The organism is Methylotenera versatilis 301 (assembly GCF_000093025.1).
GTDB classification, from domain to species: domain Bacteria; phylum Pseudomonadota; class Gammaproteobacteria; order Burkholderiales; family Methylophilaceae; genus Methylotenera; species Methylotenera versatilis.
Genome location: NC_014207.1, coordinates 2771771 through 2797820 on the forward strand (window position 1 = coordinate 2771771; position 26050 = coordinate 2797820).

Here is a 26050-nt window from a genome sequence, read left to right on the forward strand (position 1 = left end):
AAATGAACGTTTAGTCTTTAAGACCTTCAGCTTTAATGATTGCTAATGTTTTTGTATCAAAATAAATCTCTACTTTCTTGCCTTCTTTATTTCTACCGTACATTTCATAGCAGTTACCATCTACTTTGAATTTTTTGATGCTATAGCCTTCGTCCGTTAATGCTTTTTTTAAAGTTTCTTCAGCTGCCCATTCTGATTTTGGATAAACGGGACAATCCGCTGAGGCCAATGCTTGCAATGGAAGTAAGCTAAATAGGGCGAATATTAAACGCATGATTTTTTCCTTAATGTTGTATTTCAAGTGCTAGGTTTTAAGAGTTTGATTTGAAGCAAGCGAGTATTGAGAAAGCCTCTAAGTATCGGCCCACATACGTATCAAATTATGATAATTGCCCGTTAGCCTAATCACCGCGGCATTATCACCAACTTGCTGACGTAAAGTCACAATTGCCGCATCCATATCAAATAGCAAGGTTCTTTGTGCGTCGTCTCGTATCATACTTTGCACCCAGAAAAAGCATGCTAAGCGCGCCCCGCTTGTGACAGGGCGCACATGATGCAAACTGGTGCCTGGGTAAAGCACCATATCACCTGCTGGCAACTTAACCATATGGTGTCCATAGGTATCCTCTATGACTAACTCACCACCTGTATAACTATTAGGGTCAGCAATAAAAAGTGTGCAAGATATATCTGTGCGCACATGCAAACCAGTAATGGCATGAGTACGCACGGCATTATCAATATGTGCACCGAAATCCATCCCCTCACGATATTGGTTGAATAGTGGTGGATAGATTTTTTTTGGTAAAGCCGCAGAATAGAACAGCGCATGACGACTTAAAGCTCTGAGCACGATTTCACGGGCAGCCTCTGCATCTGGTGATGTTTCTGGCAACTGAATATTACGTTTAACCTGTGCCGATTGAGTACCCGCAGTGACCTTACCATCTGTCCACTCAGCCTTGGCCATGAGTGCTTGCAACTTTGCAAGCTCATCCGCATTTAATACTTTGGGTACGCGCAACAACATTTTTTATGTCCTAAAACGTAAGTTGATTAAAATTTATACTCAGTAGTAAGAATAGCCTGACGACGATTGCCTGGCACAGTGAAGCCACCATTATCATAAACATCACCGTAGTAAACTTTATCAAACAGGTTTTTAACGTTTAAACGCACGGCCCATTTTTGCACCTCATATGCCAACATTGCATCCCAGCGTGTATATCCAGGTACTATATTCGGTTTAAACTCACCATTTACAAAGTTAGCTCCAGCTCCGCCACTCGGATTATAGCCATAGCGTTCATCTTTAGCCTCAAAGCCACCGCCTACTTTCCAGTTACCCGCAAACTTGTAAGTTGTCCACATATTAAAAGTAACAGGTGCAGTATTACGAGCTCGCTGTCCTTTATATCCAGAATATGCAGGGGTAATAATGGTCGTTCCACCTGGTCCTGCAGTTGCATTTTCAGCGACTTCCAAGATTTTTGCATCCATAAATGCTAACCCGCCAAATACCTCCCAATTATCAGTCACATTACCAGCCACCTCAAACTCTAAGCCATCTGTACGACGTTTTTTCGTTAGAATTGATGATGTTGCCTCCAGATCGGTGCTCCGTTCCCAATCTTTAGTTGTGCGATAAAGTGCTGTTCTAAAAGATAAGTCGCCATCTAAGAACAACCATTTTGCACCCAGTTCTACTGATTTACTTCTTTCCGGTGGTTGCGGCACAATCGTCAATTGATACAAATCAGCCGTTGGACTAAACGAATCACTGTAACTCAGGTAATAATGAGTTTCTGGCGTTTGATGCCAAGATAAACCTGCACGGTAGCTATTTTCACCATAGCTTAACTTGGGTGAGGTGGCACTTGAATAGTTCGCACGCATTTCATCCCTACGTACACCAACCAGCAAATCCCAATTAGGAATAAATTCAACAGTATCTTGCGCATAAACCGCATAGTTATCTGCACTAAATGTGGAAACAGCACCTGTCCCTTGGCTTGCTGTGTACAGCGGATTTGCGGCAGTACCTATATTACGAAGTGCCTGGCGGCTTGAATCCTCTTTTAAATACTCCACACCTGTGAGCAATTGATGCTTCATACCAGCCAAATTAAACTTAGTACTGAAGTCCGATTGCAAATTCAACGTATCGTAATCAAGTTTACGAACTTGATTACCACCCAGCACAAGTGTTCCATCAGTAGGTACAGCATTGGCAGCAGTGCCTTGCGGTGTTTTTGCCCAATAAGCACGCTCATAACTGCCACTTCTCAATTGAGTCCGCAACTGTGTGTCTGGTGAGAATTTATGTGTAAAAATACCTGTGGTAACATTCACGTCACTGTCATCAAAGTTTTTGTCACCTCCATAAAATGTTTTATCATCTTGTTTGCCCGTTGCTAAAGTGCGGTCAACAGGTTTTTTATTGATAAATCCAATCCCATAATCAGGCACATCGCGCGTTTGTGTATAGACATGGTTTAAGAAAAACTCGTTATCTGTGCCTATGCCAGCGCCAAAACTAATTGCCACCCCGGCTCTATCTGTTTCCGGGTGGTCGCCTGTCGCAGGGTTTTCACGGTAAGTCTCGTCATGTCTATCCATGACATTCACGCGTACTGCGGCAGTGTCAGTAAGCTGCTTATTAAAATCCCCCGTGAATTGATGATAATCATACTCACCAAAACTACCCGTCACTGTATTCTTATCGCCAATCTCAGCCATCTTGGTCACTTGATTAATCACACCACCAGCTTGACCACGACCAAACAACATAGCAGCAGATCCGCGAAGCACATCAACTTGTTCTAGGTTAAATGTCTCTCGATAGTATTGAGCTGTGTCACGCACACCATCTAGATAAATATCACCAAAAGTATAAAAACCGCGTAAATTGAAGTTATCACCACCTCGCCCGCCTTCTGCGGCATTAAAAGTTAAGCCTGAAACATTCCTTAACGCTTCGCGCAGCGAGCTCACTTGTTGATCTTGCATCAAGCTATGCGTTACCGTAGTAATTGCTTGTGGAATATCGTGCGGGTCTTGTTGCACTTTACCTACACGTGTTTTAGTGGCTTGATAACTGTCCGAATTAGGGACAGCGCTAGCCTTCACGTTAACCTCTTCAAGCGCTTTTGGTTCCTCTACCTTTACTCCGTCACTTTTACTTGATTCAGCTTTGGCTACTTCAGCCATTGCTAATGACGTATTGAATGTGAGTGCTACTGCTAAATATAATGATTTTTGCGTAATATTTTTATTGCCATACCGGTTCATAGTGTCGCCCTTTTATATTTTTTGGCTGGCTAACTAAGTTCAAGACTTACTGGCTGGCTATTATTTGTAATTAATTTTTGTTAAAACTCGAGCTTATTTTTTCGGCTCGCTGACAAAGCCTAGTTTTGTAACGCCTGCATTTTGTGCATCCGCCATGACCTCTGCCAATACTTGATAACGTGTTTCTTTATCTGCACGAATATTCAATTCTGGCTGCGGTTTTTTGCCTGCAATTTCTTGCAACTTTACCTTCAACTCACCTTGCACCAAAGCTGCATCATTCCAATACATTTTGCCTGCCGCATCAATCGACACCGAAATCACTTCTGGCTTCTCAGGTAATGGCTGGCTGCTGGCTTGTGGCAGATCAATTTTCACCGCATGCGTCAGCAATGGCGCCGTAATGATAAAGATCACTAACAGCACTAACATCACATCGACCAGAGGCGTAGTATTGATTTCTGACATTGGCGTCGTGTGTGAAGCTGATCCTACACCGTTTCCTGAACCTATCATGCTGGCACTCCTGCAATATGAATGCGCTCTTTAGTTTCTGCTGCGGATTTTGTATCTTCATGGTTAACGTTAATCACCGCACCCGTTGTGAGCAATGTATGTAGCGTATAACCAAAGTCCTCAAGTTCAGCTGCTAGCAATCGATTACTGCGCACCAAGGCGTTATAGGCTAACACCGCTGGTATTGCTACGGCTAAGCCCAAAGCCGTCATAATCAGCGCTTCACCTACAGGACCAGCCACTTTATCTAGTGTCGCTTGACCGCTTTGACTAATACTTGCAAGCGCATGATAGATGCCCCATACAGTTCCAAATAAACCTACAAATGGCGAAACGCTACCTACCGACGCCAACACACTGAGACCGTTTTCCATCTTAGTGTTTTCTTCTGCAATACTGCGATTTAAGGCACGTGCTACAAACTCATCTTGAGCTACTTTCTCGCTATTTTTGGACACATGTGTTTTATGGTGTTCAGCCGCTGCAATTGCGTTCTTGGCTAAGCTTGCAAGCGCCGTTTTGTTATTTTGCTTCATCGCAACCGCTAAATTTGGCGCATTCCAAAAGTGTTGTGCGTAGACTTTAAATGCTTGGCGTACGCGCCATGCCTGCAAACTTTTTGAAACGATTAAGTACCAACTTGCCACTGACATCGCGAGCAATATTAGCGCTACCCCGATTGATACTGGACCACCTGCTGTGATAAACGCCAAGCTATTAAATTCATACCCGTTTTGCATTTTGTTTCCTTTTAACTCTCTATTGAATTTTGTTGAATCGAATTTCGTTTACTTCATATACTTAATTATTAAGCGAAAATTTCACCGGCACCAAAACATAGGCGCTTATCGCCTCATTGCTGCGCTTGGCTGGAATGAAACTCCACTTTTTCACAGCTTCGATTGCAGCCTGATCCAGCTTTTCAAAGCCACTGCTTGTTGCTAACGCTACAGTTTCTGCCGTACCATTTTCACCTACTAGCACTTTCAATAATACGCGTCCTTGCTGGCCTAACCTTCTAGCCATCTGCGGGTAATCAGGTGCGGGGTTATGCAAATAAGCTGCGCCAAATCGTGGTGGCTCAATTACCGGCTCAGCAACGGCTTTTGGTGGTGGTGCCTCTACCACTTCAGGCTCTTTTGCAACCACTACTGGCGTGGTGGGCGTAGGTGGCGCTTCAGTAACCACAGGCTGCACGACTTCTTGTGTAACAGCAACTGGCTTGGGCGTTTGTTCTTGCTGTTTAATAATAGGTTTTTGTTGTTTAATCACACGCTGTGGTGGCTTAGGGATTAAAGGTACAACTTCAGGCTCTGGTGCAGGACTAGTTAGCAAACTGACCATCATTGGTGTTTGCAGATCCTTAATGATAGGCTGTGTCGCCTTGGCATTTATTAGCGCCAACACTGCAACTATATGGATACATACCACCAACGCCAGCACACCGTATGAGTTTTTCGCTTTCTTAGAGTTACTTTTATGCCCAACGTGGACAGATGTTAATCCCTTAACTTTCAAGTCATAAACACCACCCACATCGCTTTGTGTTTGGTTTTTATGAAGATTATTTACAAGCGTTAATGTCTGCATATTATGATTTTCATTTCCTATTGCAAAATACTCCAACTACTTAGTTAAAATTAGCTTGCCTTGATTAGTCAACCGCAAACGATAGTCTTCACCTGCATGTTTAATTACCAATTCACGGGCGCCAGAAAACAACACTTCACTAGTCACCACCCGATTACTGGCAACATTTTTTTGCGTTTCTTTATTTAGGCGATCCAACTCTAACTGGCTAGGCATTTCATTCTTCATTTATATTGTTCGTGAGTACTACTTTAGATACAAATACAAATGATAACAATTATCATTTGTAAATGCAATCCCATGTTTATTGTTAACTTTAGACTCAATGCAACCCAAAGTTTTGCTCCATGGCTTGCGTAAATCTAGCTTTTTCTTGTTTATAAGTTTTCATGCTTGCTGAAGCTTCATTCATTAATTGACATAACAACTCTAATGAGGGTGAATCTACCCGCAGACTAACTGCTCCGATTTCCAACTCCATCACGTCACAACTCTCACAAAATGTAATCGCACCCCCTTCATTTTTAGATAGAAGCACTCTTGAATGTTGGTTTCTAGGTCTCATGGTTCTTAGTTCTCATCCAAATAAATAATTAATCACCAATAATGTTTGCTTAGGCATGATGCAATTCTGTTTGCATGACCAGCTTTGCTGCCGCTTTACGCAGCATTTCATTCATCATAAAAAAGTTTCGCGCTTCAAATCTTAATGAAGTGCCGCCAACCTCTAACTCAATCATGTCTTTTGCTTTGTTATAAAGCACTTTGCATTCTTGATTGCCAGCCAACTTTGCTTGGCTAATGATTAGCTGCTATTTCATGATTAACTTTCCGTATCATTGATTGATAGTTAATGATAATCATTCTCATTTAAGATGTCAACTAGTTATAATATTTAGCCATTAAATTAAATAACTGAACCCAACAATGCTAACTAATTCATTGATAAAAATAAAAAGGGGGCGTAAGCCCCCTTAAAATCACTAAGCGTAAGACATGTCTAAATATACTTAGACACCATGGCATTACTTAAATCATTCGCCGCAATGGGCACGCGAACATAGTAACCACTACCAGAAGCCTCTTGAATATTCTCACCCTTTTTATTAAACATCTGCTCAACCACCAACTCCTGATTACCTGTTGGATGAATGATTTGCAAACGATCACCTACCGCAAATTTATTACGCGCTTCAATATCTGCCAAACCTTTTTCGGCATCATAAGCCAACACATCGCCTACATATAAACTACGGTTAGAGGTTGAATAGCCTTGCTTGTAATTTTGATGCTCAGCAGTGTGATGGCGTTGATAAAAACCATCGGTATAGCCACGGTTAGCCAAGTTTTCTAAATCACTCACCAAATTCCAGTCAAACGGACGACCAGCCACCGCATCATCCACCGCTTTACGATAGTTCTGGCAAGTCCGCGCCACGTAATAACGTGACTTGGTGCGACCTTCAATTTTCAACGAATCTATGCCCATTTTAACCAAACGCTCTACGTGTTCAATTGCGCGTAAGTCTTTGCTGTTCATAATGTAAGTGCCATGCTCATCTTCAAGAATCGGCAATAATTCACCTGGACGACCTTTTTCTTCGATGAGATACACATTATCTGCCAAGGGATGGCGTGGCAGACTGCCGCAGCCTGAAAGACTGGACTTTTCCATTTCCGCTTTGAAGTCAAACTCACTCAAACGAATCACACCTGCGGCATCCTCGGATGCATCATGCACTTTGTAATCCCAACGGCAGCTGTTGGTACAAGTACCTTGATTAGGATCGCGGTGATTAAAATAACCTGAAAGTAAGCAACGCCCAGAATAGGCAATGCACAAAGCACCATGCACAAACACCTCCAACTCCATATCTGGGCAGAGTTGGCGTATCTCTTCAATTTCATCCAAAGACAGTTCACGCGATAAAATCACACGGCTTAAGCCCATGCTTTGCCAGAATTTCACCGTGGCAAAATTGACTGTATTGGCTTGCACAGAAAGATGCACTGGCACTTCCGGCCATTTTTCACGCACCATTTGAATCAGCCCGGGGTCAGACATAATCAGCGCATCTGGCTGCATGGCAATCACTGGTGCCATATCTGCCATATAGGTTTTCACTTTAGCGTTATGAGGGGAAATATTACTCGCGACAAAAAACTTTTTGCCACGCGCATGCGCTTCTTTAATACCAATTTCAAGATTCGCCATCGTGAAATCGTTGTTTCGAGCACGCAAGCTGTAGCGTGGTTGCCCAGCATATACAGCATCTGCACCATAATCATATGCTGTACGCATACGGTCTAAATCGCCCGCTGGGGCTAACAACTCAGGGAGTTTCATTTCATTACCAATTCAGTCAAGCATTCCAAGCCAGTTGCTCAGAAAATTACCTGCAGGATAACAAATAGAAAGCTACCGAGATTTGATATGAGTCAGTTACTCACCAATAATCTTAACTAAAACGCGCTTCTTTCTGCGACCATCAAATTCACCGTAAAAAATTTGTTCCCAAGGGCCAAAATCCAAGCGCCCTTCAGTAATTGCCACCACCACTTCACGTCCCATCAACTGGCGCTTCATGTGCGCGTCTGCATTATCTTCACCTGTGTCGTTATGACGATAGCTACTTACAGGCTCGTGCGGTGCAAGTTTTTCTAACCATTGCGTGTAATCGTGATGCAAGCCACGTTCATCATCGTTAATAAAAACACTGGCAGTAATATGCATGGCATTAATCAGTACCAAGCCCTCTTTTACGCCGCTCTCGCGTAAGCATTCATTCACCTGCTCAGTAATGCGAATAAACGCCACGCGGGTTGGCGGGTTAAACCATAGTTCTTTACGATAGCTTTTCATTGTTGCCTCCTGTGTTAATTGCGTACTATTTTAGCATTACAGAAAATACTAAACCCAATAAAAAAGGCCTCCAACTGGAAGCCTTTCTGACGCTAAAATAAACTTAGCCTTTCACGTCTACTTGCTGCACAAAAGCCTTACCTTCATTGTCTGTTGCAGTCACTTCTAATTTACCGGCTGCATCAGGTACAAAGTTAAATTTAAAGTATGGGTCTTCTGCAGTACCAACGCCCACATCTATAGTTAACACTGGTTTGCCGTTATAAGAAAACTCAGTCTTTTTAATGTAAAACGCTGGTACAAAACCTTGAGATACTAGATCACGCTGTAAGCCAGTGCGCATCGGGTGTTTGATATTAAATGTTGTTGAAGTTGCACTACCAATAGCAACTGGTTCATCCACCTTGAATTTGATTTTACCTGCACTGGCGCGAATCGCCGCTTCGTCACTCTCTACCGTGCCCCCACATCCGCCAGCAGCGCGAATTTCACGTGAAGCTAAATATAACTTACCGCTAGCATCTTCACCTACTAAGCGTACAAATGCATCAGTTTCAAAGCGAATACGTGTGGCTAATTGGAAATTACCCAGCGCATCAGTTAAATGATAAGTAGCAGTTAATGGAATTGGATTAGCATCGACAAACGCATACAATTTGGTGATTTTCACACCATTGGCTGCGGCGTTATCTACACTGTAAGTCACAGGCACTTGCGCACCACTTTCAGCACGGCGCGGCGCGTCTATCTTAATAAAATCCACTTCTTGCATATCACGCTTTGCAAAAAATGCTTCTTTCATCACTGGCCATAACTTAGCATCAGGCTCGGCAAAAGCAGAGGCGCTCGTTAGTAATAAAATAGCACTAGCTAGAACACTCCATAAGATTTTATTTAAGTTCATCATTTTCCACACTCGCAACTTTCGTTGTACTAAATTTATTGTGCTAAAAAAGCGGTTTGTCGATATGACCATTATCGATTAAGACTACTGAATGCTATTTTAGTTTTATTCAAGCGTTTGTATGTGATGCGAGTCACACAACACACATTTGCCTATCAGCCATTAAAGATTGCGAAACTCTTCAAAATTCAATTCAATGCCATTGCCCGCAGGATCTTTAAAGTTAACTTGCCGCACGCCATTCATTAACACTCGGGTGGTATATGGCACTTGATGTGCCGTTAAATGGGCTTCTGTGGCGGGCATATCGGTACAAGTAAAAGATACATGGTCATAAGTGCCATTCACATGCAAATCTGGCGCACCTACCCCCTTGTTGTATTCAGCAATATGCACCACATCATTATCACCAATATACAACCAAAAACCGTAGCTGGTCGTCGCAGTGCGCGGCCCAACTTTTAAACCAACAATATCACAATAAAAATCGCGCAAAACATCCATCATTGCACGATTCGCACGCAGATTAATATGATTGATTTCGGTGACAGGCATAATATTTATGTGCTTTTAAGTTAAGTGGAAACTATTTAACTCGTCATTCTGAGCAAAGCGAAGAATCCAAGCAACGTTGTCAGTGTTGGATTCTTCGCTTTGCTCAGAATGACGGATCTTGCTAATTCTTTTGGAAATATCAGCTCTATTGTATCGCGCAATGTAAACAAGCAAACCATTAATCACCCTCAAACTCACATAAAGAAAAAGGTTTGAGTCCATTTTCAACCAAACGTTTCGAGCCGCCCAAATCTGGCAAGTCGATCACGAACGTGCAACCCATCACAACACCGCCCAGCTTTTGAATCAGTGCCGCAGCGGCTTCCGCTGTGCCACCCGTAGCGATTAAATCGTCGACCAATAACACTTGTTCACCGTGAGCAATTGCATCGGTATGAATTTCTACGCGGTCAGCGCCATACTCCAAAGCATAATCATGGCCAACAGTTTCAGCTGGCAACTTACCAGATTTACGAATAGGTACAAAACCCACACCCAGCTTATATGCCAGTGCCGCACCAATGATAAAACCACGCGCCTCTATACCCGCGATTTTATCTATTTTTTGATGAGCGTAATGATGAGCGAGTGCATCAACCACCATGCGAAAGCCGATTGGGTCTTTCAACAAAGTAGTAATGTCGCGAAACTGAATGCCTTGCTTGGGGTAATGCGGAATGGTGCGGATTAGGGATTTGATAGGCATGCGTTTAGAGTTTTAATTTTACGTAAACTGCCATTAATTAGAATTTAAGGTAGAGTTTTAACTCTACCTTATGTGTCACTTTAAACTTTCACAAAAATGCAATTCGCGATACGGCAAACGGATGTAACGACGTTATCGTGAAGCGAGTGCATTTTACGCAGCTGGAGTTTGTGAACGAACGCGAATATGCAACTCACGTAACTGCTTCTCATCCACTTCATTCGGCGCATTCGTCATCAAACACTGTGCACGTTGCGTTTTAGGGAAGGCAATTACATCACGGATAGATTCTGCACCTGTCATCAAAGTTACCAAACGATCTAAACCGAACGCTAGGCCGCCGTGTGGAGGTGCGCCGTATTGCAAGGCATCTAACAAGAAGCCGAACTTCTCTTGCGCTTCTTCTTTGCTGATTTTTAATGCGTCGAATACTTTAGATTGCACATCTTGTTTATGAATACGCACTGAACCACCGCCTACTTCCCAGCCGTTTAACACCATATCGTAGGCTTTTGATAGCGCAGCACCTGGGTTAGTCACGAGCAAGTCTTCGTGACCATCTTTTGGTGCAGTGAACGGATGGTGCAATGCAGCCCAACGGTCATTTTCTTCGTCATGTTCAAACATTGGGAAATCCACCACCCACAATGGCGCCCATGCGCGGCCATCGACATGACCTTTATCGTGACCGACTTTAAGGCGTAATGCGCCTAGTGCTTCATTCACAACTTTAGATTTATCTGCACCAAAGAATACGATGTCGCCATTTTGTGCGCCCGTACGGTCGATAATCGCTTGCAATGCTGTCACGTGAATGTTTTTAACGATAGGGCTTTGCAGGCCTTCTTCATTTAGTTTAGTCACATCGTTAATCTTAATATACGCCAAACCTTTAGCGCCATAGATTTTGACGAATTCTGTGTAGGCATCAATTTCGCTACGAGCGATTGCCGCGCCGCCTGGCACACGCAACGCAGCCACGCGACCTCCAACCATGTTAGCTGCACCTGCAAACACTTTAAAATCTACGTCTTTCATTACGTCTGAAAGCTCAGTGATTTCTAGCGTCACGCGCATATCTGGCTTATCTGAACCGTAACGGGTCATAGCCTTGTGGAATGACATGCGTGGGAAAGCTGCTGGCAAATCTACGTTTTGCACTTTTTTCAGCATTTGACGAATCATCTCTTCAACAATGTCCATGATTTGATTTTCAGTCATGAATGATGTTTCGATATCGACTTGTGTGAACTCTGGCTGACGGTCTGCACGTAAGTCTTCATCGCGGAAGCATTTAGTGATTTGGAAGTAACGGTCGAAACCTGACACCATCAATAATTGTTTAAATAGTTGCGGTGATTGCGGCAAAGCGAAAAACATACCGTGATGCACACGGCTTGGTACTAAGTAGTCACGGGCACCCTCTGGGGTTGAACGCGTTAACATTGGCGTTTCAACTTCAATAAAGCCGTTGTCATCTAGATAATCGCGCAAGTTTTTAGACACTTTATAACGCAACATCATGTTTTTTTGCATCGCTGGACGACGTAAGTCAATGTAACGGTGCTGCAAACGCACGGTTTCAGTAAGGTTTTCGTCATCTAACTGGAACGGTGGCGTGAGTGATGCATTGAGAATTTCAATCTCAGTAGCAATCATTTCGACTTCACCTGTTGCCAAGTTAGCATTTGTTGCACCTTCTGGACGCGCTTGCACTACGCAAGTCACTTTTAGTACATATTCACTGCGTACGCTTTCAGCAATGGCAAATGCTGCTTTTGCATCTGGATTAATCACGATTTGCGCCATACCTTCACGGTCGCGCAAGTCAATAAAAATCACGCCTCCGTGGTCACGGCGACGATGTGCCCAACCACATAAAGTAACTGTTTGGCCAATGTGTTCGCGGTTTAGATGTCCGCAGTAATGTGTACGCATAATGTTAAGTTCTTGTTAAATAGTCGGTTAATTAAATGGTTTTTATTGCTTTAAAAATTCTGTTAAGTTTTCTTGGTTTTAAATTTTATTAGTTTTTAAATTTACTTGGTTTTAAGCTTTTTAGGCGGTGCAACTACGCCCATACTAATAATGTATTTCAGCGCCTCATCCACGCTCATATCAAGCTCAACAACATCTGCACGCGGCATCATTAAAAAATATCCGCCCGTTGGGTTGGGCGTTGTTGGCACATAAACGCTAACAAAGTCGCCTTGCAAGTGATTCACAATATCGCCACCAGGTTGGCCTGTAATAAAAGCTATTGCCCAAGTGCCCTGTCGTGGAAACTGCACCAATACTGCATGACGGAAAGCGTTGCCAGTATCAGAAAACAAGGTATCAGATACTTGCTTCACGCTGGCATAGATTGATTTTACAAAGGGCACGCGAGAGAGCATCGCCTCCCATAGATTAATCAACTGTTTACCAAAAAAGTTGGTCGCTACCACGCCAGTAAAAAGAATAATCACCACGGTAAGCACCGCGCCGATACCGACGATCTCATGGCCTAACAGAGCTTTAGGACGCCAGCTCATCGGTAACAGGAACAAGCTTTGATCCATAATGCCGATAACACTAGACAGCACCCATACTGTGATAAACAGCGGCACTAACACTAGCAAACCAGTAATAAAATATTTTTTCATGTGCCTAGTGAGTCAATTGGATTTAGTGACAAGCACAGCCTGTGGCACAAGCAGCTGGGGCAGCTGCTACTTCAGACTTTTTTTCAGCTGAAGTCTCGCTTTTAGCTGCTGGTGCAGATTTAGCGCCATTTTTAAAATCAGTCGCATACCAACCACTGCCGCTTAATTGAAAGCTAGGTGCAGATAATTGCTTGGTAAAAGTTTCAGCGCCACATGATGGGCATGCCTCAGTGCTCGCCGCGCTGATTTTGCGCATGACTTCAGCCTTATGGCCGCAACTAGTACATTGGTAATCGTAAATAGGCATAAATACCTCATTAAACAGTTAGATAACCGCGAATTATACCTTATTTGACAATTTAATTTTACGACTTAGCTAATCGTACTCACCAAAAATCAAACCTTATCAGTAATGCGTTACGATCAAAATACAAACTGGCTATAGGTGTTGTAAGCAAATCCTCTGCCATCAACTGCACTGTAGCTATTAAATAGATTAAAATTATTATAGAAAAAAGCCCGCTATTGCGGGCTTTCTTGGTTTAAATCAACACTTTTAAAAAACGTACTGATTAAAAAGGAATGTCATCTTCAAAATCATCAAAACCCGAACCGCTAGTAGCAGCTTTTGCAGTTGACTGCGCTGGCGCTTGTTTTGCTGATGATTGATTAGCACTTGATGGCACTTGATCGTAATCGCTGCTGCCACTACTTTGATCCATACCACCGTCGTAGCTAGCATTTGAACCGGCACCATCACGTCCGCCTAGCATTTGCATTTGGTCTGCAATTATTTCTGTCGTGTAGCGATCTTGACCTTCTTTAGTCTGCCATTTACGCGTTTGCAAACGGCCTTCAACGTAAACTGGACGACCTTTTTTAAGGTATTCCCCTGCGATTTCCGCAAGCTTGCGGTACATCACAATATTGTGCCACTCAGTGCGCTCTTGCTTTGCGCCAGATTTATCTTTCCAGCTATCGGTAGTCGCAATGCTGAAGTTACACACAGCTTCGCCATTCGGCATGAATCTTACTTCAGGATCACGGCCTAAATTACCAACTAATATGACTTTATTGACTGATGCCATTTTTATCCCCTCAACAATTGATGTACTTGTGTTTGCAATTGGGTTTCATCCCCATGTTGCGATTTATCTATCTTTAATATTACGGTGCGTTCTTGCGGCAACACCACGGCTTCTATCACGCCTGTCAGCGCTAGTAGCTTGTCTTTTAATTTATCAGCTACGTCTGTAGTTAATTCAGGCGCATCTTCATCCAAGCCGTACATTTTAGTTTTTACTGCAGGTGGCGCTTGCATTGAGTATGCCAATATTAGCCACAAAAGCATCATGATACTGCAAAAAATAAACACACTGGCAAAGCCTACTTTATGTGACAAATAGCCACCTAGTGCACCACCAACAAAGACGCCTAATGATTGCGAAGTGTTATAAACGCCTATCGCTGTTCCTTTAGCAGCAGCAGGTGCAATTTTACTTATAATTGAAGGTAAAGAAGCTTCTAGTACATTAAAAGCAATAAAGTACATAGTAAGCGATAGCACTATGCCCCAGAATAGCTGAATGGAAGCTGAAAACATCAATTGCGCAATAAACATAGTGGCGATTGCGCCGACAAAAACCTGCTTCATTTTAGCTTTTTTCTCAGCATAAATAATCGCCGGCACCATAAAGACGAATGAGGCAATCAACACAGGTAAATAAATCATCCAATGTTGATTTTCATGCATGCCGCTTGATTTAACAAGAGCGAATGGCACGACAACAAACATCGCCATTTGCGCGGCATGCAATGCAAAAATTCCGTAATTTAAACGTAGCAATTGCTTGTTTTTCAAAACGTCTTTTAGCTTGGCTGGCGCCGCACTGGCATCGGAGTGATAGTGACTATGCAAAGGCTCAGGCACCACAAACTTCATTACGGCAATGGCAGCTAAACTTAATAATGCTGTCATCGCGAATATACCTGGCACGCCTATCCACTGGTTAAGTAATGGGCCTATCACCAATGAAACGGCAAAGGCCATACCGATTGTGCCGCCTATGGTTGCCATGGCTTTGGTGCGGTTTTCATCGCGAGTTAAATCCGCTAGTAAAGCTGTGACAGCGGCAGAAACAGCACCTGCGCCTTGTATAGCACGACCTAAAATTACGCCTTCAATATTCATCGCTAATGCGGCGACCATGCTACCAATCGCAAAAATAGCTAAGCCTAAGTAAATCATAGGCTTGCGGCCAAATTTATCTGAAGCCATGCCAAACGGCAATTGGAACAAGGCTTGCGTTAACCCATAAGCGCCAAGTGCTAAGCCGATTTGCAGACCATTAGGTTTGGGTAGAAAATTGTTTGAAGCATATATTGCGAAAATCGGCAAAATAGAAAACATGCCAAACATACGTAAACCATAAATCGCCGCCAAGCTCACTGTTGCACGCACTTCTAAAGGCGTCATTTTATCTGCTGGCAAATCGATTGAGTTTAGTGTGATTGGTGCATCAGTATTTGATGGCAAAGCCTCTGAAGTAAGCTCAGCTGACTTAGCTGCATCTACTGCAATGCCTGCAAAAAGGTCTTGCGTTTGATTGCTCGAATGATTCTTTGGTGTAGACATAAAAAAACTTAAGGCCTAAAAATGTAGCTAAATGCGTAAAAGTATGTATATTAGCAGGTTGCCCTAATTTTCGTAAAAGCATTATGGAATTCATCAAAATACGTGGTGCGCGAACGCACAATCTTAAAAACATTTCGCTGGATATTCCACGCAATCAGTTGGTCGTGATTACGGGTTTATCGGGCTCTGGCAAGTCTTCACTTGCTTTTGATACGCTGTATGCAGAAGGTCAGCGCCGCTATGTCGAATCGCTGTCGGCTTATGCACGCCAATTCTTGGCGCGTATGGATAAACCTGATGTTGATTTGATTGAAGGTTTATCGCCCGCCATTTCTATTGAGCAAAAATCTACATCGCACAATCCGCGTTCGACTGTTGGTACCGTGACTGAAATTCACGATTACCTGCGCTTGCTCTACGCCCGCGCAGGTGACCCAGAATGCCCTGAACATGGCATCAAGCTAGAAGCCCAAACTGTGAGCCAAATGGTAGATAGCGTCTTAGCGCTGCCTGAAGATACCAAGCTGATGATTTTGGCGCCTGTGGTAAGTAACCGCAAAGGTGAGCAACTCGATTTATTTGAAGAGCTCAAAGCGCAAGGTTTTGTGCGCTTACGCGTAGATGGCAAAATCTATGAGGTCGATGCTTTACCGCAACTGACAAAAACCACAAAACATACGGTTGAAGTCGTTATAGACCGCATCAAAGTTAAACAAGACATGAAGCAGCGTATTGCTGAGTCATTTGAAACCGCATTACGTTTAGCGGAAGGCAAAGCCATTGCAGTTGAAATGGATACCGAGAAAGAGCATTTATTCTCAGCTAAGTTTTCATGCCCCGTGTGTGACTACTCACTTGCTGAATTAGAGCCGCGCTTATTCTCTTTCAACAACCCGATGGGCGCCTGCCCAAAGTGTGATGGCTTAGGCAATATCAACTTTTTCGACCCTAAACGCGTGGTTGCATTTCCGCATTTATCACTCGCTGCGGGTGCGATTAAAGGCTGGGATAAGCGTAATCAGTTTTACTTCCAAATGTTGGCAAGTATTGCTACGCATTACAATTTCAACCTTGATACCGCATTTGAGAAGTTGCCCGAATATATTCAAAAAGTATTGCTCAACGGCAGCGGCAAAGATGTGATGCCATTTAAATACCTTAATGAACGTGGTGTTTTCTTTGAAAAAACGCATGCATTTGAAGGTATTTTAAATAATTTGCAGCGCCGTTATCACGAGACCGACTCGCAAACCGTGCGCGAAGAACTCGCAAAATATTTAAATTCACAAAGCTGCCCTGATTGCTCTGGCACACGCTTACGCAAAGAAGCGCGCCATGTAAAAGTAGGTAATAAGAACATTCACGAAGTATGTGAAGTGCCACTTAAGTTAGCGCTTACTTTCTTTGATACGCTTGAATTGACTGGCGCTAAACTTGCGATTGCCGATAAGATTGTGAAAGAAATTAGCAACCGTTTGAAGTTTCTAACGAACGTTGGTTTGGAGTATTTATCACTTTCACGTTCAGCTGAAACATTGTCTGGTGGCGAGGCGCAACGAATTCGCTTGGCCTCACAAATCGGCAGCGGCTTAACGGGCGTGATGTACGTGTTAGATGAGCCTTCAATCGGCTTGCATCAACGCGACAATGACAGATTGTTAGAAACACTGAAGCGCCTGCGCGATATTGGCAACAGCGTGATTGTGGTCGAGCATGACCATGATGCGATTCTGACAGCTGATTACGTGGTGGATATTGGTCCAGGTGCAGGTGAGCATGGTGGCAGAATTGTTGCAGAGGGCACGCCTGCTGAGGTGCTGGCAAACCCAGACTCCCTGACAGGGCAGTATTTAAGCGGCAAAAAACAAATTATTTATAACAAAAAGCGTACGCCGCCAGACCCAGCGCGCTGGTTGAAATTAAGTAACGCGACTGGCAATAATCTAAAAGATGTCACATTGAAACTACCTGTGGGCTTGCTAAGCTGCATTACAGGCGTTTCCGGTAGCGGAAAATCCACCTTGATTAACGACACTTTATACCGTGTAGTTTCGCAGCATTTATATGGCAGCAGCACAGAACCAGCGCCGTATAATGAAATCGATGGCTTGGCATTTTTTGATAAAGTGGTCGATGTAGACCAAAGCCCAATTGGCCGTACGCCACGTTCAAACCCGGCAACTTACACTGGTCTATTTACGCCAATTCGCGATTTATTTGCTGGCGTGCCAGAAAGCCGCGTGCGTGGTTATGGCCCTGGCCGATACTCATTCAACGTTAAAGGTGGGCGCTGCGAAGCTTGCCAAGGTGACGGTGTAATACGTGTAGAAATGCACTTCTTACCTGACGTTTACGTGCCATGTGATGTGTGTAAAGGCCACCGCTACAACCGCGAAACTTTAGAAATCCAATTCAAAGGCAAAAACATTCGTGAAGTATTAGAAATGACCGTGGAGCAAGCGCACACTTTCTTTAGCGCACAACCTGTTATTTCACGCAAACTTAAAACTTTGTTAGATGTAGGTTTAGGTTACATCACGCTCGGACAAAGCGCGACAACATTAAGTGGCGGTGAAGCTCAGCGCGTTAAACTTGCGCTAGAACTCAGTAAACGCGACACTGGCCGCACTTTATACATTCTGGATGAACCCACCACTGGTTTACATTTTGCCGATATTCAACTATTGCTAGATGTGATTCATCGCCTAAGAGATGCGGGCAACACCATAGTGATTATTGAGCATAATCTAGACGTGATTAAAACTGCGGATTGGATTGTCGATATGGGACCTGAAGGTGGCGATGGCGGCGGCACTATTATTGCAGAAGGTACGCCAGAACAAGTGGCCTTGAGCACAGAAAGCTATACGGCTAAATATCTCAAGGCGATGTTGTAATTTGATTAAGAAATTTTTATGAAAATACCAAAAAAATATACAGGCATCCTATTTGCCTTCTTGATGTCTTTGCTCATGGCTTTCATCATGTCAGGCGTGTTAACCGCATTGTTTGCAGGTATTGATGCAAACTTCGCTTCGCACTGGATGAGTGCATTTATTCACGCGTTGCCTGTGGCATTTCCAGCCGTCTTAATTGTTGCACCTATCGTGAGAAGAATCGTCGCAAGCCTTACTGAATAAAGTTTACGGCACCTCTGAAAAGCGCATTCTAGCTTGAATCGTAGCCGTTCTGCGGTTGAGGTATGAGGTTGATTTATGTGCATCGTAATAGCGCGGATTCGGAATCATGGCGGCCAGTTTTGCCGCTTGCGCGCTACTTAAGCCAGCCGCACTGGTTTTATAATAATGCCGCGATGCAGCTTCTGCACCAAACACGCCATTACCCCATTCAATGATATTCAAGTAAATCTCTAAAATACGACGCTTGCTCAATACGTTTTCTAGCATCACCGTAATAAGCGCTTCTTCACCTTTGCGCCAAGGTGTGCGTTTAGTGGATAAAAATAAATTCTTAGCAAGTTGCTGACTAATCGTTGAACCTCCCGCAACGATTTTGCCCTTTTTGAGATTTTTTGCGTAAGCTTTCTCGATGCCTTCCCAATCAAATCCTTCATGATCGACAAACTTTGCATCTTCGCTAGCGACAACAGCACGCTTCAGGTTGTTTGAGATTCTGGAATAATCCACCCACTGATATTTCAACTCTGCGTCAGGTTTTTCTTCTTGAATAATCTCTAAGCGATCCACCATAAAAGCGCTAGACGACGGGTTGAATTTTATCCACCAACAAATGTGCAAAAAGATCCAAAGTTGATACAAAAAAAGTAGCATAAAAAACACTACCAAGCCTCGGGTAAAATACCCGCCGAAGCCCAATGGTTGAGCACCCGGCCGATTATTCAGTAACCAATTTTTCATTATTTTATATTTCTTCTAAACTAAAATTAGTTAAGCCAAATTTCTAATTTTTTTAATCACACTTTGCGTTTCAGGCCGCACACCACGCCAAAGATAAAATGCCTCAGCCGCTTGCTCAACCAGCATACCAAGTCCATCCGCCACTTGTGCGCCACTTTCCCTTGCTTGCTTCATAAAAGGTGTTTCACGGCCGTACATCATGTCGTAAGCCAAGCAACCTTTAGCGAAGATGGTGTTGGGGATAGGTAGAGCTGTATCGGTTAAACCTGTGGAGGTGGCATTGATAATAATGTCAAATTGTTGATCTGCTAAATCTTCAAAAGCTTTGGCATTCAAAAAATAAGAGCGACTTTCATTTTTTTTCTCCACTTTCTTTTGCATACTGCTCGCTTTTTCCAATGTACGGTTTGCTATGACTAACAAAGTTGGTGACTCTTCCAGCAATGGATGTAACACACCTTCTGCTGCGCCACCAGCACCTAATAGGAGCAATCGCTTATTGGCAATATTTATACCAAAATTTTGCTTAATGTCGCGGACCAAGCCCAATCCATCTGTGTTATCTCCGCGAATTTCTGCACCCAAAAATCTCAGCGTATTAACTGCACCTGCATCTAACGCACGATTACTAGGTAAAACCATGTCAAACGCCTCAAACTTAAAAGGCACAGTGACATTCGCCCCTTTGTAGCCTTTGGAGATTAAATCTCGAACTGTCACTTCAAAACCATCAAGCGGCGCTAATATGCGCTCATAACTAATATCTTGATTAGTCTGCTCAGCAAAAGCCGCATGTATCAGCGGTGATTTACTGTGTGCAATCGGGTTGCCTATCACAGCATACTTGTCAGTCATTATTTAGTTAGTCCAAGGCAAGCCAGCATGTTTCCAGCCGTTAATCAGAGTGCGTTGTTTTAGTTCGTTTGCTTCACCCTCAAAGCCTTCTAGCATATTGTAAGCTTTATCAAAACCAAGTTGCTCAGCTAACACTGCCGCATTGTGCGAGCGCCCACCCGTGCGGCACATAAATATCACTGTGAGGTTTTTATCAACCTTATCAGCAAGCTGCTTTGCGAAATCTTGATTTTTTACCATACCTGGATAAGTTGCCCACTCTATACTCATGGCATTGGGCACTCGACCAACCAACTCTAACTCTGCTTGCGTGCGCACATCTACCAAGACAACCTCAGGGCTCTCTTGTAATAGCTCAAATGTCTCACGTGGCGTCAACGCCCCTGCATAAGGAAAGCTGTTATCAGTAGCGCGCTTTTGCGCTAACTGTAAAATTGCATCTACATTACTCATGTGAATCACCTTATTAAATAGTTTTGCTGTTCTTTATTTCGAATCATGCGCTTTATCAAATTTCAACAATTTTACACTCGAAATTCTTAGCAATAATTTCCGTAAAGTATATCTGTAAAATCGTGAAAATATCCACGCACCAACACAGCTAGCTACGCGCACTGATATTGTGCATCAATTATACAAATCGCACGTTTTTGGTGCTTCATTTTAGATTGGATTTTAACACTTCTTTAAAAAAGCCGTTGTTTGGTCTTTTCAGAATGGCACGTTTCCTGCTAATCTACTGAGTTGAATTATTTTGTTTTTTTGTTTTGTAAGTTTAATCCTAACCCACACCACCAATAGGAGATTCTGATGTCAGTGGCTAATGTAATGAAAATGGTAAAAGAAAACGACATTAAATTTGTTGATTTTCGTTTTACTGATACTCGCGGTAAAGAACAACACGTCACCGTGCCTGTTTCACATTTTGACGAATCAAAATTTACAGAAGGCCACGCTTTTGACGGTTCTTCAATCGCAGGTTGGAAAGGTATTCAAGCATCAGACATGCAATTGATGCCAGATGCATCAACAGCAAATATCGACCCATTCATGGACGAGCCAACACTTATTTTAACTTGTGATGTTGTTGACCCAACTGATGGTAAAGGTTACGAACGTGACCCACGTAGCTTAGCTAAACGTGCTGAAGCCTACTTAAAATCAACTGGTTTAGGCGATACCGCTTACTTCGGTCCAGAGCCAGAATTCTTCATTTTTGACAGCATCCAATGGGATGTTGCAATGAACGGCAGTTCAGTGCGCATCAATTCAGAAGAAGGCGCTTGGGCATCTGGTGAGAAATTTGAAGGCGGCAATACTGGCCACCGTCCAGGTGTTAAAGGCGGTTATTTCCCAGTGCCTCCAGTCGATTCATTGCATGACATCCGTTCAGCAATGTGTATGACTTTAGAAGCAATGGGCGTGCCTGTTGAAGTGCACCACCATGAAGTTGCAACTGCTGGCCAATGTGAAATTGGTACTAAATTCAGCACCTTAACGCAACGTGCTGACTGGACTCAAATCCAAAAATACGTAATTCTGAACACAGCTCACGCTTACGGCAAAACTGCTACATTTATGCCAAAACCATTCGCAGGCGATAACGGTTCAGGTATGCACGTTCACCAATCAGTTTGGAAAGATGGCAAAAACTTGTTCGCAGGTAATGGCTATGCTGGTTTGAGTGAGTTCGCGCTTTACTACATCGGCGGTATCATTAAACACGCTAAAGCATTGAACGCGATTACTAACCCAGGTACAAACTCATACAAACGTCTAGTGCCGCATTACGAAGCGCCAGTTAAATTAGCTTACTCAGCTAAAAACCGTTCAGCTTCTATCCGTATTCCTTTTGTGCATTCTGACAAAGGTCGCCGTGTTGAAGCGCGCTTCCCAGATCCAATTGCTAACCCATACTTAGCGTTCTCTGCATTGCTAATGGCTGGTCTAGATGGCGTTCAAAACAAGATTCACCCAGGTGAGCCTGCGACTAAAGACTTGTACCATCTTCCACCAGAAGAAGATGCACAAATCCCAACAGTATGTGCATCACTAGAAGAAGCGCTTTCTGAATTAGACAAAGATCGCGAATTCTTAACTAAAGGTGGCGTATTCACTAACGACTGGATTGACGCTTACATTGGTTTGAAAATGGAAGAAGTGAATAAAGTACGTATGACACCGCACCCAGTAGAGTTTGGTTTGTACTACTCTTGCTAAGCTAAATTCCTTCAAAGTTAATTTTTAACTAGCAGTTGAATTATAAGCAGTAAAAAAAGGGGCGATTTCCGCCCCTTTTTTCATTTATACATGAGGTCAACCTTTAGCCTCTGCCATGCGTTTTCTAAGCACATTGCCTAACTTGGCTAACTCTACTAAACTATTGTTATGAAAAAAATTCTGTCTTTAGTCACACTCGTTATTATCGCGTTTTCCAGTAACGCTATTGCTGAAATATATAAGCGTGTAGATGCGGATGGGCGCATTACTTACTCCAATATCAAGACAAAAGGCGCAACCCGTTTAGAGTTTGACCCTGACGCGAATACGATTGTAAATGACCGTCCTAAAAGCACAGGCGGTTCCTCTAATAACAAACGCTCAGCTACCCCTGAAGGCTTTCCAAAAGTTGATAAGCAGACACAAAATCAACGAGATGGTAAACGCCAAGAGATTTTACAAAATGAGCTTGATTCTGAAAAAGCCGCTTTAGAAGAAGCCAAAAAAGCTTATGCTGAAGGTGAAGCTAAGCCAGAGATATACAAAACAGCCAACGGCGCCACTATGCGCAACGTGCCTAAATTCCAAGAAAAAATGAAAAGCTTACAAGACGATGTAGATAGTCATGAAAACAACATCAAGCTACTGCAAAAAGAGTTAGATAATCTGCATTAAACCAGTCAATAATAAGCTTTTTAAGCATCATTTATTAGCCATTAAAATTAAAGATAGGCCTAGCTGCAAAGTTGGTCTATCTTTTGCTTAGTCATAGTATCATCATTGAAAACTCGTTTAGATAAACACTAAATTCAATATAACTATGATTCAAATTTAATGGTCCAAATTTAATGGTTCAACCCACACCAAATCATTTCTCCGGCTTAGAGCACTTAGCAACCGCCATCATACTGTTAGACGAAAATCGTCGCGTGGTTTATATCAACCCCGGCGCAGAAATCATCTTTGCGTTTAGTGCAACGCATGTGACTGGCATGCTGATTAGCGACGTGTTTCCTGATTGCGAAATTTTAATGTCTGCCATTAAAAATGCGATTCAGCAACAAAGCCCATTTAGAGAGCACGAATTTACCATCACCACTAATCGGCATAACTCGTTTGCGGTTACTTGCACGGCAACACCTATTGATTCGCCCAAGGCATGCTTAATACTTGAGTTTCAGCAAATGGATGCGCAACTCCGCATCGCGCGTGAAGAGCGTATGTTGATTCAGCAGCAAGCCAATGCAGAGTTGCTGCGCAACCTTGCTCATGAAATTCGCAATCCACTTGGCGGTCTACGTGGTGCAGCACAACTACTAGAACACGAACTGCCGTCTCCAAGCTTACGTGAGTACACGCAAGTGATTATAAAAGAGGCTGATCGCTTGCAATCACTAATGGATAGATTGCTGATACCGCATCGTGCACCAAAATATCAACCGACCAATATTCATGAAGTACTTGAGCGCGTGCGCAGCTTGTTATTAGCCGAAACACCAAAAACCGTACTGATTAAACGCGACTATGATTTAAGTCTGCCCGAACTCATTGGTGACCGTGAGAAACTGATACAAGCGGTACTAAATATTGCTCGAAATGCCGTGCAAGCGATGCAATCACACCATACAGCTGGCAGCCAAATCACCTTTAGAACACGCGCTGAACGTCAGGTAACATTGGCGAGAAAACGCTATCGTGTCGCCATTAAATTAGAAATCACTGATAACGGCCCAGGCATCCCTGTAGACATTCGTGACCGTATTTTTTACCCGCTAGTATCAGGGAGTGAAGGCGGCTCGGGGCTGGGCTTAACGCTTGCGCAAACATTCATTACCCAGCACCACGGTATGATTGAATGCGAAAGCGTACCTGGCAACACCTGCTTTACGATTCTATTGCCAATTGAAACAACAGCCATTAAATCTAGTGTAGTAAAACAGTAAACATACGCAATAAAGTTAAATTTTAGAATATTGAGATAACAATGAAACCAATCTGGATCATCGACGACGACAAATCTATACGCTGGGTGTTTGAAAAAGCCCTAGCACGTACGGATTTAGAATTTAAAACCTTTTCTTCCGTCGCAGAAGCACTCAATGCCTTAGAGCGCGAACAACCACAAGTTGTGGTGAGTGATATACGCATGCCGAATGGTTCTGGCTTAGATTTTTTAAGTGAAATCAAACAGAAATTTCCTGACATTCCCGTCATCATCATGACTGCCTATTCAGACTTAGAAAGTGCTGTAGCAGCCTTTCAAGGTGGTGCATTCGAGTATTTAGCCAAACCTTTTGACGTCGATCAGGCGATTGATGTCATTAAACGTGCCGTTGATGAAAGCACAAGGCAAGCGCCTGAGAGTATTGCCATCGAGGCAACGCCTGAGATTATTGGTCAAGCACCAGCCATGCAAGAGGTTTTTAGAGCCATAGGGCGATTAAGTAGGTCGCACGCGACCGTACTTATCAATGGCGAATCTGGCAGCGGTAAAGAGCTTGTAGCGCGCGCCTTGCATCGCCACAGCCCAAGAGGTGATAAACCATTTATTGCGATTAACACCGCAGCTATTCCAAAAGACTTACTTGAATCTGAATTATTTGGTCACGAGCGCGGCGCGTTTACAGGCGCACAAGCCGCCAGACGTGGCAGATTCGAACAAGCCGATACAGGCACACTGTTTTTAGATGAAATTGGTGACATGCCGCCAGACCTACAAACACGACTTTTACGCGTATTAAGTGATGGGCAATTCTACCGCGTCGGCGGGCATCAACCCATTAAAGTGAATGTACGCATCATCGCCGCAACCCATCAGGATTTAGAAGAGCGCGTTAAAAACGGCTTATTTCGTGAAGACTTGTTTCACCGCTTAAATGTCATCCGCCTAAGATTACCCGCACTGCGCGAGCGTCGCGAAGATATACCCTTACTCATCAAACATTTCTTACAACACAGCGCCACAGAGTTAGGTGTAGAAACAAAACAACCATCAGCTGCGGCACTAAAATATTTAAGCGCCGTCAACTGGAGCGGCAATGTGCGCCAATTAGAAAACGTATGCCATTGGCTTACCGTCATGGCACCAGGTCAAAATATTGATATTGCAGACCTACCGCCTGAACTTAAAGAAGATAGCAGCAAATCAACTGCTGCACTTTCATGGCAAGATGCACTGGCCGCCGAAGTAATGGACGCACTAACTCGAGACGAGCAAAACATACTAGAAACCCGCACCAACATATTTGAGCGGATATTAATTGTAAAAGCGCTGGAACACACACATGGGCGTCGGATAGAAGCTGCCAATCAATTAGGCATGGGGCGCAACACACTTACACGCAAGATTCAAGAGTTAGGGATAGAAGAGTAACATTATTGAGACCATT

Annotated in this window: 28 protein-coding genes; 6 read left to right on the forward strand and 22 right to left on the reverse strand. The window is 43.4% G+C overall.

All coding sequences use genetic code 11. From position 1 onward, the window contains the following. Nucleotides 1-10 precede the first annotated feature (10 nt). From M301_RS12725 to M301_RS12815, 19 genes are all read right to left on the reverse strand, one after another. Nucleotides 11-274, reverse strand: coding sequence for a PepSY domain-containing protein (locus M301_RS12725; RefSeq protein ID WP_013149192.1), 264 nt, complete (start codon nucleotides 272-274; stop codon nucleotides 11-13). Nucleotides 275-352: 78 nt separating this feature from the next. Then, the gene (locus M301_RS12730) at nucleotides 353-1033 is read right to left on the reverse strand and encodes a Fe2+-dependent dioxygenase (RefSeq protein WP_013149193.1); all 681 of its coding nucleotides are present in this window, start codon (nucleotides 1031-1033) and stop codon (nucleotides 353-355) included. 26 nt (nucleotides 1034-1059) lie between these two features. Continuing rightward, nucleotides 1060-3294, reverse strand: coding sequence for a TonB-dependent receptor (locus M301_RS12735; RefSeq protein ID WP_013149194.1), 2235 nt, complete (start codon nucleotides 3292-3294; stop codon nucleotides 1060-1062). A 93-nt stretch (nucleotides 3295-3387) separates the two neighbouring features. Then, nucleotides 3388-3810 carry an ExbD/TolR family protein gene (locus M301_RS12740; protein WP_013149195.1) on the reverse strand — a complete coding sequence of 141 codons (423 nt, stop codon included), beginning with the start codon at nucleotides 3808-3810 and terminating at the stop codon, nucleotides 3388-3390. Further along, the gene (locus M301_RS12745) at nucleotides 3807-4550 is read right to left on the reverse strand and encodes a MotA/TolQ/ExbB proton channel family protein (protein ID WP_013149196.1); all 744 of its coding nucleotides are present in this window, start codon (nucleotides 4548-4550) and stop codon (nucleotides 3807-3809) included. The genes M301_RS12740 and M301_RS12745 overlap by 4 nt, the downstream gene beginning before the upstream one ends. Nucleotides 4551-4611: 61 nt before the next feature. Beyond that, nucleotides 4612-5400, reverse strand: coding sequence for an energy transducer TonB (locus M301_RS12750; RefSeq protein WP_013149197.1), 789 nt, complete (start codon nucleotides 5398-5400; stop codon nucleotides 4612-4614). Nucleotides 5401-5436: 36 nt separating this feature from the next. Continuing rightward, nucleotides 5437-5616, reverse strand: a complete 180-nt coding sequence (gene hemP, locus M301_RS12755) for a hemin uptake protein HemP (RefSeq protein ID WP_049769981.1) — start codon at nucleotides 5614-5616, stop codon at nucleotides 5437-5439. A 106-nt stretch (nucleotides 5617-5722) separates the two neighbouring features. Beyond that, nucleotides 5723-5965 carry a hypothetical protein gene (locus tag M301_RS12760; RefSeq protein ID WP_013149199.1) on the reverse strand — a complete coding sequence of 81 codons (243 nt, stop codon included), beginning with the start codon at nucleotides 5963-5965 and terminating at the stop codon, nucleotides 5723-5725. 49 nt (nucleotides 5966-6014) lie between these two features. Beyond that, on the reverse strand, nucleotides 6015-6188 hold the full coding sequence (locus tag M301_RS12765) for a hypothetical protein (protein ID WP_013149200.1): 174 nt from the start codon (nucleotides 6186-6188) through the stop codon (nucleotides 6015-6017). A gap of 212 nt (nucleotides 6189-6400) precedes the next feature. Then, complete coding sequence (trhP, locus tag M301_RS12770) at nucleotides 6401-7747, reverse strand: prephenate-dependent tRNA uridine(34) hydroxylase TrhP (RefSeq protein WP_013149201.1); 1347 nt, start codon at nucleotides 7745-7747, stop codon at nucleotides 6401-6403. Nucleotides 7748-7843: 96 nt separating this feature from the next. Then, nucleotides 7844-8263: a secondary thiamine-phosphate synthase enzyme YjbQ gene (locus M301_RS12775; RefSeq protein WP_013149202.1), complete on the reverse strand. Its 420-nt coding sequence runs from the start codon at nucleotides 8261-8263 to the stop codon at nucleotides 7844-7846. 103 nt (nucleotides 8264-8366) lie between these two features. Continuing rightward, a complete protein-coding gene (locus tag M301_RS12780) occupies nucleotides 8367-9170 on the reverse strand; it encodes a quinoprotein dehydrogenase-associated SoxYZ-like carrier (RefSeq protein ID WP_013149203.1) in 804 nt (267 codons plus the stop codon). 159 nt (nucleotides 9171-9329) lie between these two features. Continuing rightward, a complete protein-coding gene (locus M301_RS12785) occupies nucleotides 9330-9722 on the reverse strand; it encodes a VOC family protein (RefSeq protein ID WP_013149204.1) in 393 nt (130 codons plus the stop codon). Nucleotides 9723-9900: 178 nt separating this feature from the next. Then, nucleotides 9901-10428 carry an adenine phosphoribosyltransferase gene (locus M301_RS12790; RefSeq protein WP_013149206.1) on the reverse strand — a complete coding sequence of 176 codons (528 nt, stop codon included), beginning with the start codon at nucleotides 10426-10428 and terminating at the stop codon, nucleotides 9901-9903. A gap of 153 nt (nucleotides 10429-10581) precedes the next feature. Next, nucleotides 10582-12366, reverse strand: coding sequence for an aspartate--tRNA ligase (gene aspS / locus M301_RS12795; RefSeq protein ID WP_013149207.1), 1785 nt, complete (start codon nucleotides 12364-12366; stop codon nucleotides 10582-10584). 101 nt (nucleotides 12367-12467) lie between these two features. Next, entirely contained in the window at nucleotides 12468-13073 is a 606-nt protein-coding gene (locus M301_RS12800; RefSeq protein ID WP_013149208.1) for a DUF502 domain-containing protein, read from the reverse strand. A gap of 22 nt (nucleotides 13074-13095) precedes the next feature. Then, nucleotides 13096-13380 (reverse strand): FmdB family zinc ribbon protein, encoded by a 285-nt coding sequence (locus M301_RS12805; RefSeq protein WP_013149209.1) that lies wholly within the window; start codon nucleotides 13378-13380, stop codon nucleotides 13096-13098. A 265-nt stretch (nucleotides 13381-13645) separates the two neighbouring features. Next, nucleotides 13646-14161 (reverse strand): single-stranded DNA-binding protein, encoded by a 516-nt coding sequence (gene ssb / locus M301_RS12810; protein WP_013149210.1) that lies wholly within the window; start codon nucleotides 14159-14161, stop codon nucleotides 13646-13648. 2 nt (nucleotides 14162-14163) lie between these two features. After that, nucleotides 14164-15549 carry an MFS transporter gene (locus M301_RS12815; protein ID WP_013149211.1) on the reverse strand — a complete coding sequence of 462 codons (1386 nt, stop codon included), beginning with the start codon at nucleotides 15547-15549 and terminating at the stop codon, nucleotides 14164-14166. Nucleotides 15550-15791: 242 nt separating this feature from the next. Between M301_RS12815 and uvrA the strand changes: the two genes are divergently transcribed. Both uvrA and M301_RS12825 read left to right on the forward strand, forming a co-directional pair. Then, entirely contained in the window at nucleotides 15792-18605 is a 2814-nt protein-coding gene (uvrA, locus tag M301_RS12820) for an excinuclease ABC subunit UvrA (protein WP_013149212.1), read from the forward strand. A gap of 18 nt (nucleotides 18606-18623) precedes the next feature. After that, entirely contained in the window at nucleotides 18624-18848 is a 225-nt protein-coding gene (locus tag M301_RS12825) for a DUF2798 domain-containing protein (protein WP_013149213.1), read from the forward strand. A gap of 3 nt (nucleotides 18849-18851) precedes the next feature. Here the strand turns inward: M301_RS12825 and mtgA are convergent, their stop codons facing one another. Genes mtgA through M301_RS12840 form a run of 3 tightly spaced genes read right to left on the reverse strand, consistent with a single transcriptional unit; the run spans nucleotide 18852 to nucleotide 20894 of the window. Beyond that, on the reverse strand, nucleotides 18852-19586 hold the full coding sequence (gene mtgA / locus M301_RS12830) for a monofunctional biosynthetic peptidoglycan transglycosylase (RefSeq protein ID WP_013149214.1): 735 nt from the start codon (nucleotides 19584-19586) through the stop codon (nucleotides 18852-18854). A 30-nt stretch (nucleotides 19587-19616) separates the two neighbouring features. Continuing rightward, nucleotides 19617-20441: a shikimate dehydrogenase gene (gene aroE / locus M301_RS12835; protein ID WP_013149215.1), complete on the reverse strand. Its 825-nt coding sequence runs from the start codon at nucleotides 20439-20441 to the stop codon at nucleotides 19617-19619. Between the two features lie 3 nt (nucleotides 20442-20444). Continuing rightward, nucleotides 20445-20894 carry a rhodanese-like domain-containing protein gene (locus tag M301_RS12840; RefSeq protein ID WP_013149216.1) on the reverse strand — a complete coding sequence of 150 codons (450 nt, stop codon included), beginning with the start codon at nucleotides 20892-20894 and terminating at the stop codon, nucleotides 20445-20447. 357 nt (nucleotides 20895-21251) lie between these two features. On the opposite strand from M301_RS12840, the gene glnA reads away from it, so the two are divergent. From glnA to ntrC, 4 genes are all read left to right on the forward strand, one after another. After that, nucleotides 21252-22661: a type I glutamate--ammonia ligase gene (gene glnA / locus M301_RS12845; protein ID WP_013149217.1), complete on the forward strand. Its 1410-nt coding sequence runs from the start codon at nucleotides 21252-21254 to the stop codon at nucleotides 22659-22661. 168 nt (nucleotides 22662-22829) lie between these two features. Next, nucleotides 22830-23336 (forward strand): DUF4124 domain-containing protein, encoded by a 507-nt coding sequence (locus M301_RS12850; RefSeq protein ID WP_013149218.1) that lies wholly within the window; start codon nucleotides 22830-22832, stop codon nucleotides 23334-23336. A gap of 173 nt (nucleotides 23337-23509) precedes the next feature. After that, nucleotides 23510-24604: a nitrogen regulation protein NR(II) gene (gene glnL / locus M301_RS12855; protein ID WP_013149219.1), complete on the forward strand. Its 1095-nt coding sequence runs from the start codon at nucleotides 23510-23512 to the stop codon at nucleotides 24602-24604. A gap of 41 nt (nucleotides 24605-24645) precedes the next feature. Beyond that, complete coding sequence (gene ntrC, locus M301_RS12860; RefSeq protein WP_013149220.1) at nucleotides 24646-26034, forward strand: nitrogen regulation protein NR(I); 1389 nt, start codon at nucleotides 24646-24648, stop codon at nucleotides 26032-26034. The last annotated feature ends 16 nt before the right edge of the window (nucleotides 26035-26050 follow it).

Coding starts and splice junctions, on each gene's coding strand:
- M301_RS12725 (WP_013149192.1), bottom strand. CDS start 274: ATGCGTTTAATATTCGCCCTATTTAGCTTACTTCCATTGCAAGCATTG.
- M301_RS12730 (WP_013149193.1), bottom strand. CDS start 1,033: ATGTTGTTGCGCGTACCCAAAGTATTAAATGCGGATGAGCTTGCAAAG.
- M301_RS12735 (WP_013149194.1), bottom strand. CDS start 3,294: ATGAACCGGTATGGCAATAAAAATATTACGCAAAAATCATTATATTTA.
- M301_RS12740 (WP_013149195.1), bottom strand. CDS start 3,810: ATGATAGGTTCAGGAAACGGTGTAGGATCAGCTTCACACACGACGCCA.
- M301_RS12745 (WP_013149196.1), bottom strand. CDS start 4,550: ATGCAAAACGGGTATGAATTTAATAGCTTGGCGTTTATCACAGCAGGT.
- M301_RS12750 (WP_013149197.1), bottom strand. CDS start 5,400: ATGCAGACATTAACGCTTGTAAATAATCTTCATAAAAACCAAACACAA.
- hemP (WP_049769981.1), bottom strand. CDS start 5,616: ATGCCTAGCCAGTTAGAGTTGGATCGCCTAAATAAAGAAACGCAAAAA.
- M301_RS12760 (WP_013149199.1), bottom strand. CDS start 5,965: ATGAGACCTAGAAACCAACATTCAAGAGTGCTTCTATCTAAAAATGAA.
- trhP (WP_013149201.1), bottom strand. CDS start 7,747: ATGAAACTCCCTGAGTTGTTAGCCCCAGCGGGCGATTTAGACCGTATG.
- M301_RS12775 (WP_013149202.1), bottom strand. CDS start 8,263: ATGAAAAGCTATCGTAAAGAACTATGGTTTAACCCGCCAACCCGCGTG.
- M301_RS12780 (WP_013149203.1), bottom strand. CDS start 9,170: ATGATGAACTTAAATAAAATCTTATGGAGTGTTCTAGCTAGTGCTATT.
- M301_RS12785 (WP_013149204.1), bottom strand. CDS start 9,722: ATGCCTGTCACCGAAATCAATCATATTAATCTGCGTGCGAATCGTGCA.
- M301_RS12790 (WP_013149206.1), bottom strand. CDS start 10,428: ATGCCTATCAAATCCCTAATCCGCACCATTCCGCATTACCCCAAGCAA.
- aspS (WP_013149207.1), bottom strand. CDS start 12,366: ATGCGTACACATTACTGCGGACATCTAAACCGCGAACACATTGGCCAA.
- M301_RS12800 (WP_013149208.1), bottom strand. CDS start 13,073: ATGAAAAAATATTTTATTACTGGTTTGCTAGTGTTAGTGCCGCTGTTT.
- M301_RS12805 (WP_013149209.1), bottom strand. CDS start 13,380: ATGCCTATTTACGATTACCAATGTACTAGTTGCGGCCATAAGGCTGAA.
- ssb (WP_013149210.1), bottom strand. CDS start 14,161: ATGGCATCAGTCAATAAAGTCATATTAGTTGGTAATTTAGGCCGTGAT.
- M301_RS12815 (WP_013149211.1), bottom strand. CDS start 15,549: ATGACGCCTTTAGAAGTGCGTGCAACAGTGAGCTTGGCGGCGATTTAT.
- uvrA (WP_013149212.1), top strand. CDS start 15,792: ATGGAATTCATCAAAATACGTGGTGCGCGAACGCACAATCTTAAAAAC.
- M301_RS12825 (WP_013149213.1), top strand. CDS start 18,624: ATGAAAATACCAAAAAAATATACAGGCATCCTATTTGCCTTCTTGATG.
- mtgA (WP_013149214.1), bottom strand. CDS start 19,586: ATGAAAAATTGGTTACTGAATAATCGGCCGGGTGCTCAACCATTGGGC.
- aroE (WP_013149215.1), bottom strand. CDS start 20,441: ATGACTGACAAGTATGCTGTGATAGGCAACCCGATTGCACACAGTAAA.
- M301_RS12840 (WP_013149216.1), bottom strand. CDS start 20,894: ATGAGTAATGTAGATGCAATTTTACAGTTAGCGCAAAAGCGCGCTACT.
- glnA (WP_013149217.1), top strand. CDS start 21,252: ATGTCAGTGGCTAATGTAATGAAAATGGTAAAAGAAAACGACATTAAA.
- M301_RS12850 (WP_013149218.1), top strand. CDS start 22,830: ATGAAAAAAATTCTGTCTTTAGTCACACTCGTTATTATCGCGTTTTCC.
- glnL (WP_013149219.1), top strand. CDS start 23,510: ATGGTTCAACCCACACCAAATCATTTCTCCGGCTTAGAGCACTTAGCA.
- ntrC (WP_013149220.1), top strand. CDS start 24,646: ATGAAACCAATCTGGATCATCGACGACGACAAATCTATACGCTGGGTG.